General features: G+C 63.0%; 8 protein-coding genes. 3 read left to right on the top strand and 5 right to left on the bottom strand.

Going from position 1 to position 17,493, the window contains the following annotated elements:
- Positions 1-2: 2 nt before the first annotated feature.
- The 5 genes from QA640_RS34555 to QA640_RS34575 all read right to left on the bottom strand — a co-directional run bounded on the left by QA640_RS34555 (position 3) and on the right by QA640_RS34575 (position 11,001).
- Positions 3-3,965, bottom strand: coding sequence for a glycoside hydrolase family 99-like domain-containing protein (locus tag QA640_RS34555; protein ID WP_283037269.1), 3,963 nt, complete (start codon positions 3,963-3,965; stop codon positions 3-5).
- Positions 3,966-4,165: 200 nt separating this feature from the next.
- Entirely contained in the window at positions 4,166-6,211 is a 2,046-nt protein-coding gene (locus tag QA640_RS34560) for an SEL1-like repeat protein (protein ID WP_283037270.1), read from the bottom strand.
- Between the two features lie 14 nt (positions 6,212-6,225).
- Complete coding sequence (locus QA640_RS34565) at positions 6,226-7,575, bottom strand: HlyD family type I secretion periplasmic adaptor subunit (RefSeq protein ID WP_283037271.1); 1,350 nt, start codon at positions 7,573-7,575, stop codon at positions 6,226-6,228.
- Complete coding sequence (locus tag QA640_RS34570) at positions 7,565-9,817, bottom strand: peptidase domain-containing ABC transporter (protein WP_283037272.1); 2,253 nt, start codon at positions 9,815-9,817, stop codon at positions 7,565-7,567. Before QA640_RS34570 ends, QA640_RS34565 begins: the two co-directional genes overlap by 11 nt.
- Before the next feature lie 293 nt (positions 9,818-10,110).
- Positions 10,111-11,001 (bottom strand): hypothetical protein, encoded by an 891-nt coding sequence (locus tag QA640_RS34575; RefSeq protein ID WP_283037273.1) that lies wholly within the window; start codon positions 10,999-11,001, stop codon positions 10,111-10,113.
- Between the two features lie 166 nt (positions 11,002-11,167).
- Here QA640_RS34575 and QA640_RS34580 point away from each other — a divergent pair, with 166 nt between their 5' ends.
- From QA640_RS34580 to QA640_RS34590, 3 genes are read left to right on the top strand one after another with little or no spacing between them, the layout of a single operon-like run.
- Positions 11,168-12,433, top strand: coding sequence for a glycosyltransferase (locus QA640_RS34580; protein WP_283037274.1), 1,266 nt, complete (start codon positions 11,168-11,170; stop codon positions 12,431-12,433).
- A 12-nt stretch (positions 12,434-12,445) separates the two neighbouring features.
- Complete coding sequence (locus QA640_RS34585; protein ID WP_283037275.1) at positions 12,446-14,992, top strand: glycosyltransferase; 2,547 nt, start codon at positions 12,446-12,448, stop codon at positions 14,990-14,992.
- Positions 14,986-17,379, top strand: coding sequence for a glycosyltransferase (locus QA640_RS34590; RefSeq protein ID WP_283037276.1), 2,394 nt, complete (start codon positions 14,986-14,988; stop codon positions 17,377-17,379). Before QA640_RS34585 ends, QA640_RS34590 begins: the two co-directional genes overlap by 7 nt.
- Positions 17,380-17,493: the final 114 nt, after the last annotated feature.

A 17,493-nucleotide genomic window follows, 5' to 3' on the forward strand; every position in this document is an offset into this window, starting at 1 on the left:
GATTATGTCTTAGCTGGCGCACGCGACGCTGAATTTATCGACTTTTTTGATCTCTCCGCCTCCGCGGCCCCTCCCAGCAGTTGCGCCGAGACCTCCTCAAGATACGCCTCCTGCCCCGCCGTCTCGCGCTTCGAGAACCCGAACCGCTCCCGCGCGACGTGGTGCATGCTGTCGATCTCCTCGATGTGCTTCTGCGCCTTCAGCGAGTGCGTGACGCTCGCGGCGTGGCGGCGGTGAACGTTGAGGGGATCGGCGACGTAGGCGATCCTGGCGTTGGGTGCGGCCAGACACTCCAGGTAAATGCGCCAATCGCCGGCCATACGCAAGTCCCTGAGGTCGCTGCGGCAGGCCTCCAGCGCCCGCAGCAGGGCGTCGCGCCGCCACAGCACGGAGGAGACGTTGAGGATCGTGTTCTTCACGCCGAGGAAGCGCGCGACGAACTCGCGCCCGTCGAAAACTTCCGTCTTGGAAAGCGCGCCGGGTTCGATGCTCGCGTAGTAGGGCTTGTAGCTCGCATACACGTGCTGGCCTTCGGCGTCGATCGACTTGGAGTCGGTGAAGCCGAACGCGATGCTCGGGTCGCCCTTCATCAGCGAAAGCAGGCTCGAGAGGAAGGTCGGCTCGGAGAGATCGTCGGCCTCCGCGATCCACAGGAACTCGCCCTTGGCCATTTCGGCCGCCTTGGTCCACTGCGCGAAGACCGAGCCGGAATTCTCCTCGTTGACCACGAGCGTGAGGTCGCGCTGGCGCTCCTCGGCCACCTTCATGATGACCGAGATGCTGTCGTCCTTCGAGCAGTCGTCGAGAACGATGACTTCCTCGACGGGATGGTTCTGGTCGAAGATGGTGTAGAGCCGCTCGGGCAGGCAGTGCGCGTAATTGTAGTTCGGCACGGCAACCGAGATCGTTGGCAGCGACGGAACGGCGAGCCGCAGCAGGTCGCGAACGTAATCGGGGAACGCGAAGTTCGCCTCGATGAGACCGGCCATCCGCTCGCGATCGGAGCCCGACGGCGGCCATTGCAGGAAATGCGAGACCGCATCCGCCATCGCGGGCACGTCGCAATAGGGCACGACCTGACCGACCTTTTCCTTCTGAAGGAAGCCGGGAATGCCGCCGGAATCCGCAAAGGCCACCACGGGAACGCCGATGCTCAGCGCCTCCAGCGCAACGGTCGGGAACGGGTCTTCGCGCGAGGTCAGGGCGTAGATATCCGAGGCTGAATAGAGACCCTGCATGTCCGAGCGGTAGCCCGCGAAATGGAAGCGACCGGTCGCCCTGGCGCGCTCGATCTCGGGGCCGAGCCATTCCTGCAGGCCGGGATCCATGCCGCCGGCCCAGCAGAAATGAACGTGCGGATTGTCCTGCCGGACCAGCCTCCAGACCTGAAGAAAGAGATCAAAACCCTTGCGCAGATCGGCATAGCCGACGCCGAGCACCATCTTGTCGCCCGGCGCAAGGCCGAACTCTTTACGGATGGCGGCAGCTTCATCCGGCGCTTCCGCGATCTGCTTGTAGCTGCCCTGCGGACGGATCAGTAAACGCTCGTCGCTCGCATCGAGTTCGAGCGCGTCGGCCAGCTTGTCGCGAACGAAATCCGAAGCGAAGACCACCTTCTGCGCGTTGCCGATCGCCATTCGCGCGTCGTCTTCCAGATTCTTCTCGCGGAGAATCCGCGGCAGCTCATGCACCAGCGAAATGGCGCGGAAGCCCATTTCGGCGGCAAGCTTGACTGCGCGGCCGCTTGCGGTCGTATTGATGATCGCCGCCGAAAAACCCTTGTCCTTGAAGTGTTGGAGGGCGGCCGGGAGATCCGAGAGTTTGCTCAGCACCGTCAGCGGCGCCGAGGCACGGTATTCCGCCTCCATGGCGCCGCCGGCCAGCAGCAGATACTCGGTCTCCATGTTGAAGGCGCTGCGCAGGGTCTTGCCGATGTTGAGCAGCAGGTGCTGGGCGCCGCTCGGAAACGCATCGTGGCCGATGAGCAGAATCTTGGGCTGCGAGAGGTCCCGCGTCAGGCCGGTCGCCGCGCGCGCGGTCGCGTTCAGATAGGCCGAGCCGAAGTGCAGATCGGGCTCCAGATAGGCGCCTTCGCACCACTCGTTCCAGGCGTTGACGCAGACAAAGGGCTCGCCAAAGAAAGTGTGGCGCTGCGCCTCCTCGACCAGCGTCGACAACCAGGTTTCGTATTTCTGCGGGGTCGAGCCCTGGATGACGAGACCTGTGCCCTGCCGGCGCGCGTCGTTGTCCCAGCTCGGAACGACGGTCTTGATCAACGGGAAGTTGGGCCGCGGCTCGTCGACCGAGTATTTGACGACATCGTCATAGCCGTAGATCTGGCCGGAGAAGGTGTCGTCCAGGATCTTCGCTTCGGACGTGACGATTGGGGTGAACTTGGTGATCTTGTGCGGCGGGAATTCGATCGCGCCATCGAGGCCCATCACAGTCGGATCGAAATCATCAAAGCTCTGGCTCATGATGATGATCGGATCCTCGCGGAACTTCTTCTTGAAGACCGCTCGCCATCGCGCAATGACGTTGGCGGTATCGGGGATCAGCCGCGGACGATAGATCATCAGGAGGGGGCGGCCCTGCACCCGGATGTAGCGGCGGTCATTGAAGTGGCGGCAGAAGTCGCCGAGCAGGCGCTCGTCATCGTCGTCGAGATAATCCTGCGAGATCAGGACCTCGCTCTCCATGCCGTCCCAGCGGCGCGTCCAGTTCTCGTTCGCCCACATCAGGCAGAACGGCATGTTGATGTCGCGCGCTTTCAGGAACTGCTCCAGCGGACGCTCCATCAGGCGCTTTCCGTTGAACCAGTAGTAGTAATAGACGAAGCCATGAATTCCGGCGGCCTGCGCGAGCTTGACCTGCCTGCGCATGTTTTCGAGATCGAGCAGTGAATAGAAGCCGAGGTCGCGCGGAACGCGGGGTTGGTAATGGTCCTTGAAGCGCGGCACGCCGCGGCTGATGTTGGTCCATTCGGTGAAGCCCGTCCCCCACCATTTGTCGTTCTCGGGGAAGGCGTGGAATTGCGTGAGGTAGTAGGCCAGCACCTTCGCACGCGGCTTGGTGCTTGGCGGCAGCGGGCGCAACTCTTCGAACAGCGCGCTCGGCTTGGTGAAGCGCTTGATCTCCGCCGGAATGGTCGCTTCGTTCTCGGGCGGCGACGGGAAGATGCCCTCTTCGTGCCGATGCTCCAGGTAGTGCAAGAGAGGGTTCTGATCGGTCTTTCCCTTGAAGTACCGCTGAATATAGAACTTGGTATCAAACTCGGCAGAAGGATTGCGGCCTTCCTTGTAGCCGTGAAAAATAAAGTGCTCGAAAGGATCGACGCCCGCCTCGGCGACGTCCTTGTAGGTCTCGAGATAATACTGCGCGTCAAATTCGGGGATCGGGCTGAAAGGGCCGATCCGGTTCTTCAGATAGTGCGCAAGCGGGCTGTCAGTCGCCGGAATGGCGTACTTTTCCCGGTACCACGCGGGCTGGAAGTAAGCGCTTGGACGGCGACCTTCGGGCTCACCGTGCCTTGCATAATGCAACAGCGGCTGAACATCAGCTTCTTGAACATCCGGATAGGTCGTGACGTACCACATCGGATCAAAGATGGGATTGGGCTTTCGTCCCTCCTTGAAGCCGTAGAGGAAGAAGTGCTCGAAGGGATTTGCACCGACCGCCACGACGTCGGGATAGGTTACGGAATAGAACGTCTCGTCGAAGAGCCCCAGCGCTTCGAGGTAGCGCCTGATCGCAGAGAGATCTTCAGCCGACTTCTCGACCACCGGCTCGGCTTTCGGCGACTCGGCTTTCAGCGGCTCGGCTTGCGCCGTCGCATCCGACGTAGTTTCGTTGGCCGCGCCTGGTTTCGAAGCGCTTTTTGATTGAACCTTACTGACACCTACGCGCTTGGCTCTTGGCTCTTTTTGCCCGGCATCCCGGGCGAGCTTTGACAGGAAGTCAGCCATTTCCATACAATCTTTGATCGAGTCTCGGTCTTATTCGCAATCACTACATTAGAGCAACGTTGCTGTCACGCACATGAAAGCTAACCTTAACTCTGCTCATAAAGCGGCGTCATGCTGCCCGAACTTGCATCGGCTCGCCCAAGAGTCATCCACCAGTCCGTGAGCTGCAATGCCGGCTAGCCGCTCAACTTCGCGCTGTGTCAGCCATCAGCAATGTTATCGTTCTGCGAAGACGCGATCGCTGCCAATCTCTGCCGCGCCACTTCATTCCCCTGCCCCGCCGCTTTCTCATACCAGGCCCTGGCCGTCTCAAGATCCTGCGCCACGCCGGTCCCGGAATAGAGCGCATCGCCCACGCTAAGCTGCGCCGCCGCCATGCCGTGCTCGGCGGCGCTCTCGAACCACTCGAATGCCTTTTCGGGATCCCGGGTGCAGCCCTGCCCCTTGGAGAGCATCACGGCCAGGTTGAATTGCCCGAGCAGGTGGCCCTGCTTGGCGGCGGCCTCGTACCAGAACACGCCCTTCTCCAGATTCATCTCGACGCCGTTGCCGGTGCAATACATCACCCCTAGCTGGAATTGGGCGAGCGGCTGGCCGGCCCGCGCCGCCTTCTCGAACCAGGCGGCGGCGGCTTTTGCATCGGCAAGACCGGTGGCCGGATCGAGATGGAGATGGCCGAGGGCCAGCATTGCGTCCGGCAGGCCAGCCTCGGCCGCGCGGGCGTAGCATTTTGCGGCCTGCGGCCAGTCGGGCGTGCCACCGAAGCGGCCGGCATGGAGATTGCCGAGCTGGAAGCTGGCTGCGGCGTGGCCGGCTTCGGCCGCCTGCGCCAGCAGGTCCGTGGCGCGCGCGATGGCCTCAGTGCTCTTGTCCGATTGCAGCAGGAACAGCGCATAGGCGAGCCTTGACTCGGGATCGCCGCCGCGCGCGGCCTTCTCCAGCCACTGCTCGGCGAGGCTGTGATCGCGGTCGACGCCATGGCCGGTGGAATAGAGCTGGCCGAGCTGGACTTGCGCCGCCGGGATGCCGGCATTGGCGGCGAACTCGAACCATTTGATCGCCGCGCCGATATCCTGGGCGATGCCGGTTCCCTTGAGATAGAAGACGGCGACGTTATAGGCCGCGGTCGGGTGCCCGTTCTCCGCCGCGCGCAAGAACCATCTGGCGGCTTCGCGCACGCTCGGGGCCACCCCCTGGCCCGTGGCATGGAAGCGGCCGGTGAAGAACTGCGCCTGGACATCGCCGCGCTCGGCCGCCTGATTGTACCAGTACGCAGCCTCGCGCAGGTCCGGCTCGATGGCGAGGCCCTTGGAGTAGAACTCGCCGAGCGCCAGGATCGACGGCAGATGCCCGCGCCGCCCGGCCTTGCGCAGCGCGGTCTCGGCCTTGTCGACGGACCTTGGCAGGCCGTCGCCGGCAAGATGCATCAGGGCGATGTTGTAGAGCGCGGTGACATCCTCGTGCTGCGCGGCCTCGTTGAATAGGCGCGCCGCCTCGGCCCGATCCTGCGCGACGCCCGAGCCGTTCAGATGCAGGAAGGCGAGCGCGACCTGAGCGCGAACGTGACCCCGTGCGGCGGCCTTGCGATACCAGTCCACGGCGAGCTGGGGATCCTTAGGGACCCCGAGGCCCTGATAGAAGACGTCGCCAAGGCCGAACTCACCGGCGGCAAGGTTCTGCGCGGCAGCCTTCTCGTACCACTCCCGCGCTGCCGCGAGATCCTGCGCGCAGCCGCGCCCTTGCCGATAGAGATCCGCAAGCAGCGCCTGGGCTTCCGGTTTGCCCGCCGAGGCAGCCTTGGCGACCCAGCCAAAGCCGCGCTCCGGCTGCTTCTCGACCGACAGGCCGCGTGGGAAGATCACGTTTGCGATTGAGACCTGATTGCCTGCCTTGGTCTCGACGGCCTGCCGCCAGCCTTCCGGTGAGTTGCCGCCAAGCCCCGCTATTGCGCCGTCAAGCAGGATCCTGCCCAGCTGATGCTGAGCCTCGACATGCCCCGCCTCGGCGGCCTTCTCGTACCAGGCCACGGCATCCGGGATTGAGCGCACCACACCCTGTCCGTGCACATAGAGCAGGCCGATCCTGTACGCTGCACCGGCGGAGCCGGCTTGCTCGGCGCGCCGCCAGGCCTCGAAGGCGTCCATATAGGCGCCGCGCTCATGGGCGGCGGCGCCGCGCTGAACGAGCGCCTCGGGGCCAAGCGCGGCCCATGGCTTCAGGCGATGCAAAAGTCCGGGCCTGCGCATGCTCGCCGCCATGCTCATTGCGCTTCGCGCATGGCCTGGCCCAGGCCCTTCAGCATGTCGCCGATCAGATACATTGCGACCGACCGCGTACCGACATGGACATCGCCAGTCAGCGTCATGCCGGGAATCAGGCGGAAATTCGCCGGCACGTCAACGAAATTGGTCCTGTCCACCGAGCAGCGAGCCTTGTAGTACGCGTCGACCGGCTGGCCGTTGTCATCGGTCGTGAAGGCGCCCTCGCTGACCCAGCGGATCCTGCCTTCCGCGGTGCCATGCTCGGCATAATTGAAGGCATCGATCTTCAGCGTGCAGGCGTCACCGGGCCTGATGAACCCGACGTCCCGCGAGGCGATCTTGATCTCGGCGTCCAGCCGCGTCTTCAGCGGCATCAAGGTGATGAAGGGATCGCCCTGCTTCAGCACCGAGCCCACCGACAGCTTCGCCAGCGTCAGCACCACCGAAGGCTCCTCGGCGGTCAAGCGCACCAGATCCTGATGCTTGACGGCCTTGTCATAGTTCGCCTTTGCCGCATCAAGCGAATTCTGCGTGGTCACCAGATCCTGGCTGAGCTGCGCGTTCCACTGCTCGATGAAAGCCTTTCGATCCGCCTTCAGCGAGTCCAGCTGGTGCTGCGCCTCGAGCAGGCTGTTATGCGTGTTGTCGATGGTCCTCAAGAGCTCCAGGCGGGTGTCCTGCGAGAGGTAGAGATTGAGTTTCGACCCGCTGCCGCTTTCGGCGAGCGTCGAGCGCATGTCCTCGATCTTGCCGGCGATCTCGGCGCGCTGCGCATAGCGCTCATCGTCCTTCTGGAGCTTCTGGATCGTCGCCTCGGTCTGGCTGATCTTGGAATCGAAGCTCGAGACCTGGGCCGCGTATTGCGCCTTCCTCTGGTTGTACAATGCCTTCTGAAGGGTCGCGTAGTTCCTGAACTCGGCGTCCGGCCGATCCGGAAAAACAAGCACTGAATCGCTGAGCTCCGCCTTGTCGCGCAGAACCTGCGCCTCGAGGCTTGCGACCTGTTGCTTGTACTGGGTGACGTCGGCCGAGGCGAAGGTCGAATCGAGGGTTGCGAGCAACTGCCCGGCCTGAACCTGCTCGCCTTCGCGCACGTCGATGGTCTTGATGATCGATGGATCGAGCGCCTGCAGCACGTTGATCTGGTCCAGCGGCACGACCTTGCCGCCGACGCTGGACACGACGCGATCAAGCCGGGTCAGAAACATGATTGCGACGAGCGAGGCCAGAAAGGCCAGCAGAACCCACAGGGTCGCGCGCGCGACGAGCGGCTCCGCAGCCTCGCGGATCGCATCGGTCTCGGACTGAAACTGCCTTACGGTGGTGAGCGCCGTGGAATTACGAGACAAGGGTCGGCCCTCCAACGCTCGCGCGCGGCCGGCGCGCCGCCGCCATGGCGTGACTGTTCTGCTGGTGCCAGAGGCTGCCGTAGATCTCGTTCCGCGCCAGCAGCTCCTCGTGCTTGCCGATGTCATCCACCGACCCGCGATTGAGCACGAGGATGGCATCGCAATCGACCAGCGAGGACAGCCGGTGCGAGATGATGATCAATGTCCGGCCGTGCGCGATCCGCGAGATATTGGCGTTCACGATCGCCTCGCTCTCGGCATCGAGCGCGCTTGTCGCCTCGTCCAGGATCAGGATCGGCGGATTGACGATCAGGGCGCGCGCGATGGCAAGGCGCTGGCGCTGGCCGCCGGACAAATTGGGTGAGCCTTCGTAGATGTAGGTCTCATAGCCGCGCGGCAGCTTGTCGATGAATTCTTCCGCACCGGCCAGCCGGGCCGCCCGCACCACCTCGTCGAACGTGGCATCAGGCTTGGCTGCAGAGATGTTCTCGCGGATCGTGCCGCTGAACAGGAAGTTTTCCTGGAGCACGACCCCGATGTTGCGACGGAGGTGATCGACATCGTATTCGCGCACGTCGATGCCGTCGATCTTGATCAGCCCGCCATACTCGGAGTGCAGCCGCTGCAACAGACGCGTAATCGTCGTCTTGCCCGACCCGCTCTTGCCCATCACACCCAGCGTGGTGCCCGTCGGGATTTCAAACGAAATGCCATTGAGCGCCGGCGACACCGCGCCCTTGTACTTGAACGTCACGTTCGCAAATTCGACGTGCCCTTGCAGCGGGGTTTGCACCCCGTGTCCCGAGCGCCCTTCCTCAGGCTCCTGGTTCACGAGGTTGCCGACAATGCCGACCGCCATTCGAGCTTCATCCAGCTGATTGACGAGTTGCGCCATCTGCATCAGCGGCGCCGCGACGCGTTGGGACAGCATCAGGAAAGCGAACAACGCACCAATATAGAAGGGGTCTGACGAGGTGATCGCCAGATACACGCCAACGGCATACGCGCCGTTGACGGTCAGGCGCTCCAACGGCTTCACGACCGATTGGATCGTCACCCCCGCCAATCCCTCGGCCAATCTTGCTTTCGCAACGCGGGCAACGTGGACATCCCACATATGCTTCTGGCGCGCATCAAGCGCCAGAGACTTCACGGTCCGTATGCCGCTCAGGTTCTGCACCATGAACGCGCCCTGCGCGCCTTCGGCGGCAAGCACAGCCGCGGACTTCTTCCGGTAGTAGGGCAGCATCAGCATGAGCCAGCCCACAATCAGTCCCGAGAAGCCGAGAACGATGAAGGTCATCAGCGGACTGAAGAAGAACATCACCGGCAGAAAGAAGATCAGCGTGGTGGAATCCAGAACGGTCCCGAACAGCTGTCCAATCAGGAACGTCCGCACTCTGAAGATTTCGCGCATGTCGCGCGCGATCAGGCCGATCTGGTTGCGCTCAAAATAATCAATCGGAAGGTTGAGGACCTTCTCGAAAACGTAGGTCGACAGCTTGACATCGAGCCGCGCGGTCAGATTGTGAACGAGATACTGTCGTAAGAAGAAGAACATCGTTTCGAAGGCGACGATCACCACCATGGCAAGACACAACACGTAGAACGTGTTGAACGCTTTGTAATAAATCACCTTGTCCGACAGCAGCCGCCAGAACATGATTGGCGCCAGGGCGAGCAGACCGAGCACCAGCGCGGCGACGGCGACATCCCGTACGATCCGACGCTCGCGGAAGATCAACGCGGTGATAAAGCCGAAGCTGAATGGCTGCGTCTCGTCGGAGATTTCATAGTCGCGCTTGACGAGCACGACCTCGCCCGTCCAGACATCCTCGAACCTGATACGATCGATCACGAGCAGCGCGTCTTCGCCGACATTTGGATCGCGCAGGACGACACGCGGGCTGTTCTCGTCGCCCTCCAGGCGCAGCAGCACCATCTTGCTGCCGTCCTTGAGGCAAACGATCGCCGGCAACGCTTTTTTCAGGTGGCTCAGTCCGTCCCAGTCGAGGTGGACGAGCTTCGCCCGCATCCCCGAATTGTTGGCACACTTGATGATCTCAGAGGGCGCAACCTCGCCGCCGCTCAGTACGTTTTCATGGACGAGTTGCGAGACAGTCAGATGCAGACCATGTTGCCGCGCCACGATCACCAGCGCCGCGAGACCCGTGGGCTCGGGGTTCTCAACCGAGGTTAGAAAGTCATCCGTAGCCTTGCCGGATGAAACATCGACCGTCATGCCAACCTCTGCTTGTGCAATCCGCAGGAATCAATCCCCACGGACCAATCCGCCCCGCGCATCCCTAATTGTGCGCCTGCGAAGCAATCTAGCGAGACCTTAACACCTTTGCGTGCCGAAAACCAAATGCTTCCGTTCTGCGAGCAGGCCCACTCTGATAGTATTCGAAACATCATAAACGGCTGAACAAAGAGGCAATTCTCGGTTTGAGCTCTGGGCAAATCGCCCCCATTCTAGCCCGCGCCGAGCCCCCTCGCGACACATGCCGCAGCGCAAGAAATTTCCTTGGGATTTTAACCCTTTGCCCCCGCCCGGCTGCGGAAGACGCGGACGCGCCCGCTGCCATTGCGGACCGGCTCTTTGGATGCCGGCTCGGTTGCAGCCGGCGCAGATCGGGCAGGAGACGCCAAAGGCACGGGCGCAACTCTTGTCGAGGCAATCTGGAGCCGCAATCCGACCAAGGGCTCTCGACCGGTTGGACCCGAGACCACAACACGCTGGCCGGAGACTTTCATCTGCGGCGACCCCAGGAAAATGGCGTCAGCCGTGATCTCGTAATGCTGGGCACCAGAACCATGCACTTCGAAAGTTGCCCCAACCAGCGGCAACGCCCGCCCCCGCGTTCCCGAATATCCTCCGGCCTCAACAAATTCGGTGGCCTTCGGCTCACCCGCTCCACCGACACGAACCGAATGGCGCAATGCGAAATTCTGCGGGCGCTCTGCCCAGTCGATGCCGAGGCCCTCGATGCGGGTCGGTGCCATCGGGCCGCCAAGCCAATCTCCTAGACCCACAAAGGTGTCGCCACGGCCGGCGAGGTGACCGAGCAGACGAAGACCGGCAAAATCGACCGGCGCCTCGTCGAGGGCCGCAAGGCCGAGCGGATCGGTCGAAAGCTGAGCCGTTTGGATGCGGGCGCCAAGCGAACCGCCCGCCGACCTCGCGCTCAGCTCAACCTGAAGGCGAGCAGGAGCGGACAACCGGACGACCACATTGCCCCCCGGCGACCAAAGAACCGGCTCCGCGACATCAGGGGGCAAAAGGAATTCAACCGCGCCAGCACTCCTGGCATCGACCGAGAGGCTCACCTTCGGCGGCTGCGCGGCGTCTTCCGCCGACTCGTAACGGATCAGGAATAGGCCCTTCTGCAGATCAAGCGTCTTCTGCAGCGTTGTCGATTTCATTTGTTGCCCCCGGAAACGCCCGCACCATAGCGACATCGCAGACTAAAAGGCAATATGCGGACCAGTTGTGGGTTAGCAAACACATTTTACCGTTAAATTACATCAGCCCTGCACGGCCGCGATTCAGGTGCTAAGACTTGAGGTTGCAGGCGAGCGCGAAGGACCCATGCAGAAGATTCTCTTTGTTCATAATAATTTTCCTGCGCAGTTTCTGCCGCTGTGTAAAGCGCTTTCCGGCCGCGACGACATCCAGATGGCGGCGATCGGGTCGCCGACGGCGCGCGCCCTGCCGGGCGTGTCCTTGAAGAAGTACATGATCCCCGATGGGGAACTGGCGGCGGCGCATCCCTTTGCGCGGCGCTTCGAGGCCGAGTGCCGGCGCGCCGAGCAAGTGCTCTATTCGGCCTCCAATCTGAAGCAGCAGGGCTTCGATCCGGACCTCGTCGTCGCGCATCCCGGCTGGGGCGAGATGCTCCCCCTGCGACCGCTGTTTCCCGCGGCGCGGATCGTCGCCTATTGCGAATTCTACTACCGGTCCGAGGGCCAGGACGTCGGCTTCGATGCCGAATTCCCCAACATGGGCGTCGACGGTCACGTTCGCATTCACCTGAAAAACGCCGCAACCCTGCTGGCGCTCGACGACGCCGACGCCGGCCTCTCGCCGACCCTTTGGCAGCGCTCCACCTATCCCGCCGCTTTCCAGAGCAAGATCGAAGTGATCCACGACGGCGTGGACACCGAGACGATCCGCCCCAGCGACGACGCGGCGTTGACGCTGCGCTCGGGCAAGGTGCTGACGAAAGCGGATGAGGTCGTCACTTTTGCCACCCGCAGCCACGAGCCGTTACGCGGCTTCCATTGCTTCCTGCGGGCCCTGCCGGCAATCATGAAGGCGCGGCCGAAGGCGCAGATCCTGATCGTCGGCGGCTCAGGCACGCCTTATGGCCTATCGCCCCCGGAGGGCCACAGCTGGCGCTCCTATTTCTTCCGCGAGGTCGAAGGCAAGGTCGACAGCAGCCGCATTCATTTCACCGACGATCTGAGCCGAGAGGACTTCCTCAAGGCGTTCCAGATCTCGAGCGCTCATATCTACTTCACCTATCCCTTCGTGTTGTCCTGGTCACTGCTGGAGGCGATGAGCGCCGGCTGTCTGGTCATCGGCTCGGACACGACACCCCTGCGCGAGATCATCGACGGCAGCAACGGCATCCTGGTGCCCTTCTTCGACATCGAGCAGCTCTCCCAGCGCGTCATCGAAGCGTTGGCCAATCCGCGGCGCTTTGCCGGCATGCGCCGTGCGGCGCGGGAGACCGTCGTCAGCCGCTACGACCTCGAAACGGTATGCCTGCCGCGTCTGATCGATTTCTACAGGATCGCGGCCCCTGGCCGCGCCGCACGGCCGAAGCGGGCCGCGGCGAGCCGCAAGCGCTAGCCGATGGGCGCCGTGCTCGAAAGACCTGCAGCTCTCCTCGATGCGGAGCAACATCCTGCTGCGCTGGAGCGGGCCGCCATTGCAAGCCTCAACCGCGGCGAACTCGACGAAGCCTTTCACCTTGCCGACAGACGCTGTCGTATTCTTCCAGTAGCCCAGGCGCGCCACTACACGTTGCGCGCCGAGATCGCTCATCGATCCGGCTTTGCGGCCGCCGCGCTCAAGGACGTCGGCAAGGCGCTCGAGCTCGCGCCGGATGACCTCGCCGCCAACCGACGCCTGATGCAATGGGGCGACGACGAGCAACGCACCGCCGCTGCGCGCCGTCTGATCGATCTCGACCGCGACATGACCGTGATCGGCGAAGCAGTGCGGCATCTGCAAGCCCGCGGCGAGACTGCACTTGGTGCGATCCATCGTGTCGGCGACGGGATCACAGGCTGGGCCGCTTGGCAGGGCCGCGGGCAGATAAGCTTGCAGATCGAGAATGATGGAGGAGCCGTCACTCATTCCGTTGCGAGCGATCCGCAGCATGTCCTGACCAGCAAAGCCGAGCATGCGGCAAGTTTCAGTGTTGCGTTTCCAACCTCGACGACGCGCCGAGTGGTGAGCTTGAGGCTTGGCCGGCGCACCGTCGTGCAAAGCGTGTTTCCGGCACCGCTCGCGGTCCGTCCGGACACGCATCGGGCACCGAAAAAAAAGAACCTCCTCCCGACGAGAGGCCCGGCCGCCGAAATCACCATCATCGTTCCCATCTACGATGACTTCGAAGCGACGCGTCGTTGCCTCGAATGCCTGATGAAAGCTGTCGCCGATCACGATCGGATCAAGCTCGTGCTGGTCGACGATGCGACGCCCGACACGCGCATCGCGGCGTTGCTTGATTCCATCGCAAGCAAACCCAAAGTTCGACTGATCCGCAACGCCCACAATCTCGGCTTCATCGGCGCCGTCAACCGCGCGCTGCATGCCACGCCTTCCGGTGACGTGATCCTGCTCAACGCCGACACCATCGTGCCCAAGGGTTTTGCCCTACGGCTGAGCGAGGCCGCACACGCAGCGCCCGACATCGGCACCGTGACGCCGCTGTCGAACAATGGTGAAGCCACCAGCCTGCCGCTCGCCTTCACCGCCAATCCTTTACCCCCTGTCGAAGAGGTCGCGCATCTCGATGCGATCGCAGCGCGCGCGAATGCCGGCCGCCTGATCGACATGCCCGACGGCATCGGTTTTTGCCTCTATATCACGCGTCCATGTCTCGAAGCCGTCGGGGGATTATCCGACCACTACCATCGCGGCTATCTTGAGGACGTCGATCTCTGCCTGCGCGCGCGCCAGCAGGGCTTTCGCAACGTTTGCGCCGCCTCAGTCTATGTCGGTCATGCCGGATCGGCTTCGTTCAAAGCTGAAAAGCGCTCCCTGGTGGTGCTCAATCTCATAAGGCTGCGCCTGCGCTTTCCCGCCTATCGCAGCGAGAGCGCGACTTTCAAAGCGCTCGATCCGCTGAAGCCTAGCCGCAGCGCCATCGAACGCGAACTCATCGGCCACCGCAAACGAACGACCATCGTGTTCTCCGGCCCGGGCGCCGCAGCGGATGTGGCAGCGCAGTTCGCAGGCCGTGCCGACGAACTGGCGCTTCTCGCGCTCTTCAACCAGGATGGCACGACACTCGCGCTGCGCGATGCCGGCAACGACTTTCCGCAGTCACTCGATTTCACACTTCCGGCCGAGCAATCGGACCTCGCGGAGGCCATCGCCGCGATCGCCCCATCGCGCGTTGTGTTGGCGGATCCTGCGAACATGCCGACGACGTGTGTGCGAGATCTGATCGGCGACGGTACGACGCTCGACCTTCTGGTCACCGATGGCGCATTGCTGTGCCGTCGCGGCGTCCTTGATCAAACGGGCCGCCTCTGCGCTGCGCTCTTGCGTGGCAAGACCTGCGATTGCGGAGGCAATGCGATCGAGAGCTGGGTCGACCTGCTGACGCGGGACGGCCGCATTCTCGCGCCCGATATGACGGCCGAGGCCTTCTTGCGTCGCCGCCTCCCCTCAAGCCTCGCCAAGCGGGTACGGCGCGTCACTCGTTCAGACGGCCGCAGTCCTATGCGGCCGAAAACCGTAGCCTCGCGCGGGAAGACGCTCGGCCTGCTTCCCGTTGGGCACAGGGCCGGCGATTTCGCCTTCCTGCGCGACCTTGTGCGCTGCCTGGGGCAGCAGCGCCCGGACGCGAGAATCGTCGTCTTGGGCGAAACGCTCGACGACCTGGCGCTGATGGCACTCGGCAATGTGACCGTCACGGGGCGCGTCCAGGCGGAGGAGTTGCGTGACATGGCAGCACTGCATCGTCTGGGTGGCCTCCTGATTGTCCGGCGTATCCCTTCGTTTGGCCATCCCCTGATCATGACAGCCTTCAGCGACGTCGATGTTCCACTGGCCTTCTTCGATTGGACGTTTGGCAGTGTCCGCCCTCATGGTGCCGACTTGCCGATGGCTCCTTCGAATGAGGCAGCCACCACGGCAGAAGACCTTTTGGGCTGGATGGCTGGCCGATGGTGAAGGTGCGCCGTTCCGCTGGCGTCAGCGCCGCCGCATCGTCCCCTTTTCCAGGGGAGCTGCGCCATGAATTTGCGCGCACCGAGGAGACCGGCTTTTCGGGCTTCATCTACGACCCGAAGGACCTGACTCGCCGGTTCGTGGTCGAGCTCCTCCTCGATGGGCTGCCTGTCCGACTTGCACGCGCGGAGGCTTACGTTCCTAAGCTCGCCGCGAAGGCCATTGGCGATGCCTGCTACGGCTTCTCCTTCGCTTTGACGCCCGAACTATTGAGCGACAGCCTGCTTGCCGAGGTCCGCCTTGCCAATGGCTCCGACGCGATCGGCACCTCAATTCAGCTCGGAGAGGCCGCGGAAGTCTCGACCGACAGCCGAGGCCTTGGAGCTGTCGAATGGATGGGCGGCTTGCGGTTTCGCGGATGGGTGCGTTGCCCGGCAACGGAATCGCCGATCGTGCGGGCCGTCGTCGACGGCGAGCCGATCGCGGAGGCGCGGGCGAGCGGCTTCAGTCACATTGGCGGTATCGACAATGCCAATCTGGTCAAAGCCTTCGACCTTCATCTGCCGGGCGATTACGCGGATGGACGGGTCCGCCGCGTCCACTTCATCACCGAGGATGAACTGCAGTTGACGGTCGCGCCTGTGACGTTCGTGGCCTTTCCTGATACAGTCGAACGGTTCTTTGCAGGTTTCAGCGAGACGGAATCCGAGCGCTTGCGCGGCCAGATGCTCGATCGGCTGTTGCCGGCATCTGCCCCCTTCACGAGCTATGTAGATTGGCGCAAACGCTGGGATGAAAGAGCTCAGTCGCCTTCTCCGATAGTGACCGTCGATCGTCCCACGGCCGTGGTACTCGTCGCCGGAGGCAATGAGGAGATCTCGCTGGAGAGCCTCGACCGGCAACAGCACGGCAACTGGGTCGCGGCCGTTCTCCCATCCCTGGAGGGACCGGGAAGCTTTGATCCGGACGAGCTGCGCGACTTTCTCGCTCGTGACGGCCGCGATGCGGAGATCGTGGTGTTCGCGCCGACCGGCACAGTATTCGACCAGCTTGCGCTGGAGGGGCTCGCGCAGGGCTTTGTGACGATCCCGCAAGCTCGTTCGGTCTATTGCGATCTGGAGATCTCCGGTGAGGATGCTCGCCCATGGCCGCTGGCTCTTCCCGCCTTCGACTATGAACGGATGCTCGAGCAGGGTTATTGCGCGCAGCTCTTTGCCATGGACCGCGCAACGGTTCTGGCCGCGCTCGCGGCAAGGCCAACGAATCTCTATCGTGTGTTCAACAGCCAATTCGACGACAGCAACGCGTCGCGCAACAAACAGGTCGTCCATGTCCCAATCCCGCTCGGGCGAATGCCACCGCTGGACGTGGTTGTGCACAGCCGTCTGCTAGCCAAGGCAAGCCTTACCCATCTTGCCGCGCGCGGCATCGCGGCGGAGACGAAGGCTCAGCGCGGCGCGCTGTTGCCGGCAGCCTGGGTGACCAGGAAGCCCAAGCCACGCACGCTCACCGTCATCATCCCGGTCCGTAACCGCAAGGACTTGCTCGCAACCTGCCTTTCCAGCATCGCGCCGGCACTGACCAAAGCGCGAGCGCGTGTTCTGGTCGTCGACAACGACTCGAGTGACGCCGACATGATCGACTATCTCGTAACACTGAAACGCAGCGGTACGGATGTGCTCGCTGTCCCCGGCGCCTTCAACTTCGCGCGGCTCAACAATCTCGCGGTGGAAGCCTGCGATAGCGACGATGTGCTGCTGCTGAACAACGATATCAGGGCGATGGACACCGCCTGGCTTGCCGAGATGCAGGGCCGGCTTGCAGAGGCCGACGTGGGCGCCGTCGGTGCGCTGCTGCTGTGGCCGAGCAGCATGATCCAGCACGCCGGCGTAACGCTCGGTGCGAGTTTCGCCGCACAACATATCGGCAACGACCGGCTCGCCAGCGATCCCGGTTATGGCGACATGCTGAAGGTTGCTCGCGAATGCGGATCAGTCACGGCGGCTTGCCTGTTGACCCGGCGTAGCGACTACCTCGACGCGGGCGGGCTCGATGAGGTGCGCTTTCCCATAAACTTCAACGACGTCGACTACTGCTTGAGCTTACGCAGCCGGGGCAAGCGCGTCATATGGACGCCAGCCGCGCGGCTTTACCATCATGAATCGGCAAGCCGCGGGCGCGATCAGGTCGGCGACAAGGCCGCGCGCTTCGAGCGCGAGCTCCGCAATCTGCGTAACAAATGGGGCGAACATCTTCTCGAGGACCCCTATTACAACCCCAACCTCTCGCTGGACGCGGTACCATTTTCGGCACTGGCCTGGCCGCCACGAGACCGGTCGCCCCGTGTCAATCTGCCTCCCTTCGCTGTTGAACTCCCACCCGGATTCTGACCGATGCCGTTGAAATTCAACGCAACTTTCTCTAGCTGCACCGGGCAGTGCGGTTTTTCGACCGGCATGAGGTCCGCCGCGGTTCGACACCAGAGTTTCAGGAATAGTGTGTAA

Origin of the sequence: Bradyrhizobium sp. CB82, assembly GCF_029714405.1 — a bacterium.
GTDB lineage: Bacteria > Pseudomonadota > Alphaproteobacteria > Rhizobiales > Xanthobacteraceae > Bradyrhizobium.

Excerpts from the sequence above, each read along its gene's own strand:
- QA640_RS34555 (WP_283037269.1), bottom strand. The coding sequence starts at position 3,965 with ATGGCTGACTTCCTGTCAAAGCTCGCCCGGGATGCCGGGCAAAAAGAG.
- QA640_RS34560 (WP_283037270.1), bottom strand. The coding sequence starts at position 6,211 with ATGCGCAGGCCCGGACTTTTGCATCGCCTGAAGCCATGGGCCGCGCTT.
- QA640_RS34570 (WP_283037272.1), bottom strand. The coding sequence starts at position 9,817 with ATGACGGTCGATGTTTCATCCGGCAAGGCTACGGATGACTTTCTAACC.
- QA640_RS34575 (WP_283037273.1), bottom strand. The coding sequence starts at position 11,001 with ATGAAATCGACAACGCTGCAGAAGACGCTTGATCTGCAGAAGGGCCTA.
- QA640_RS34580 (WP_283037274.1), top strand. The coding sequence starts at position 11,168 with ATGCAGAAGATTCTCTTTGTTCATAATAATTTTCCTGCGCAGTTTCTG.
- QA640_RS34590 (WP_283037276.1), top strand. The coding sequence starts at position 14,986 with ATGGTGAAGGTGCGCCGTTCCGCTGGCGTCAGCGCCGCCGCATCGTCC.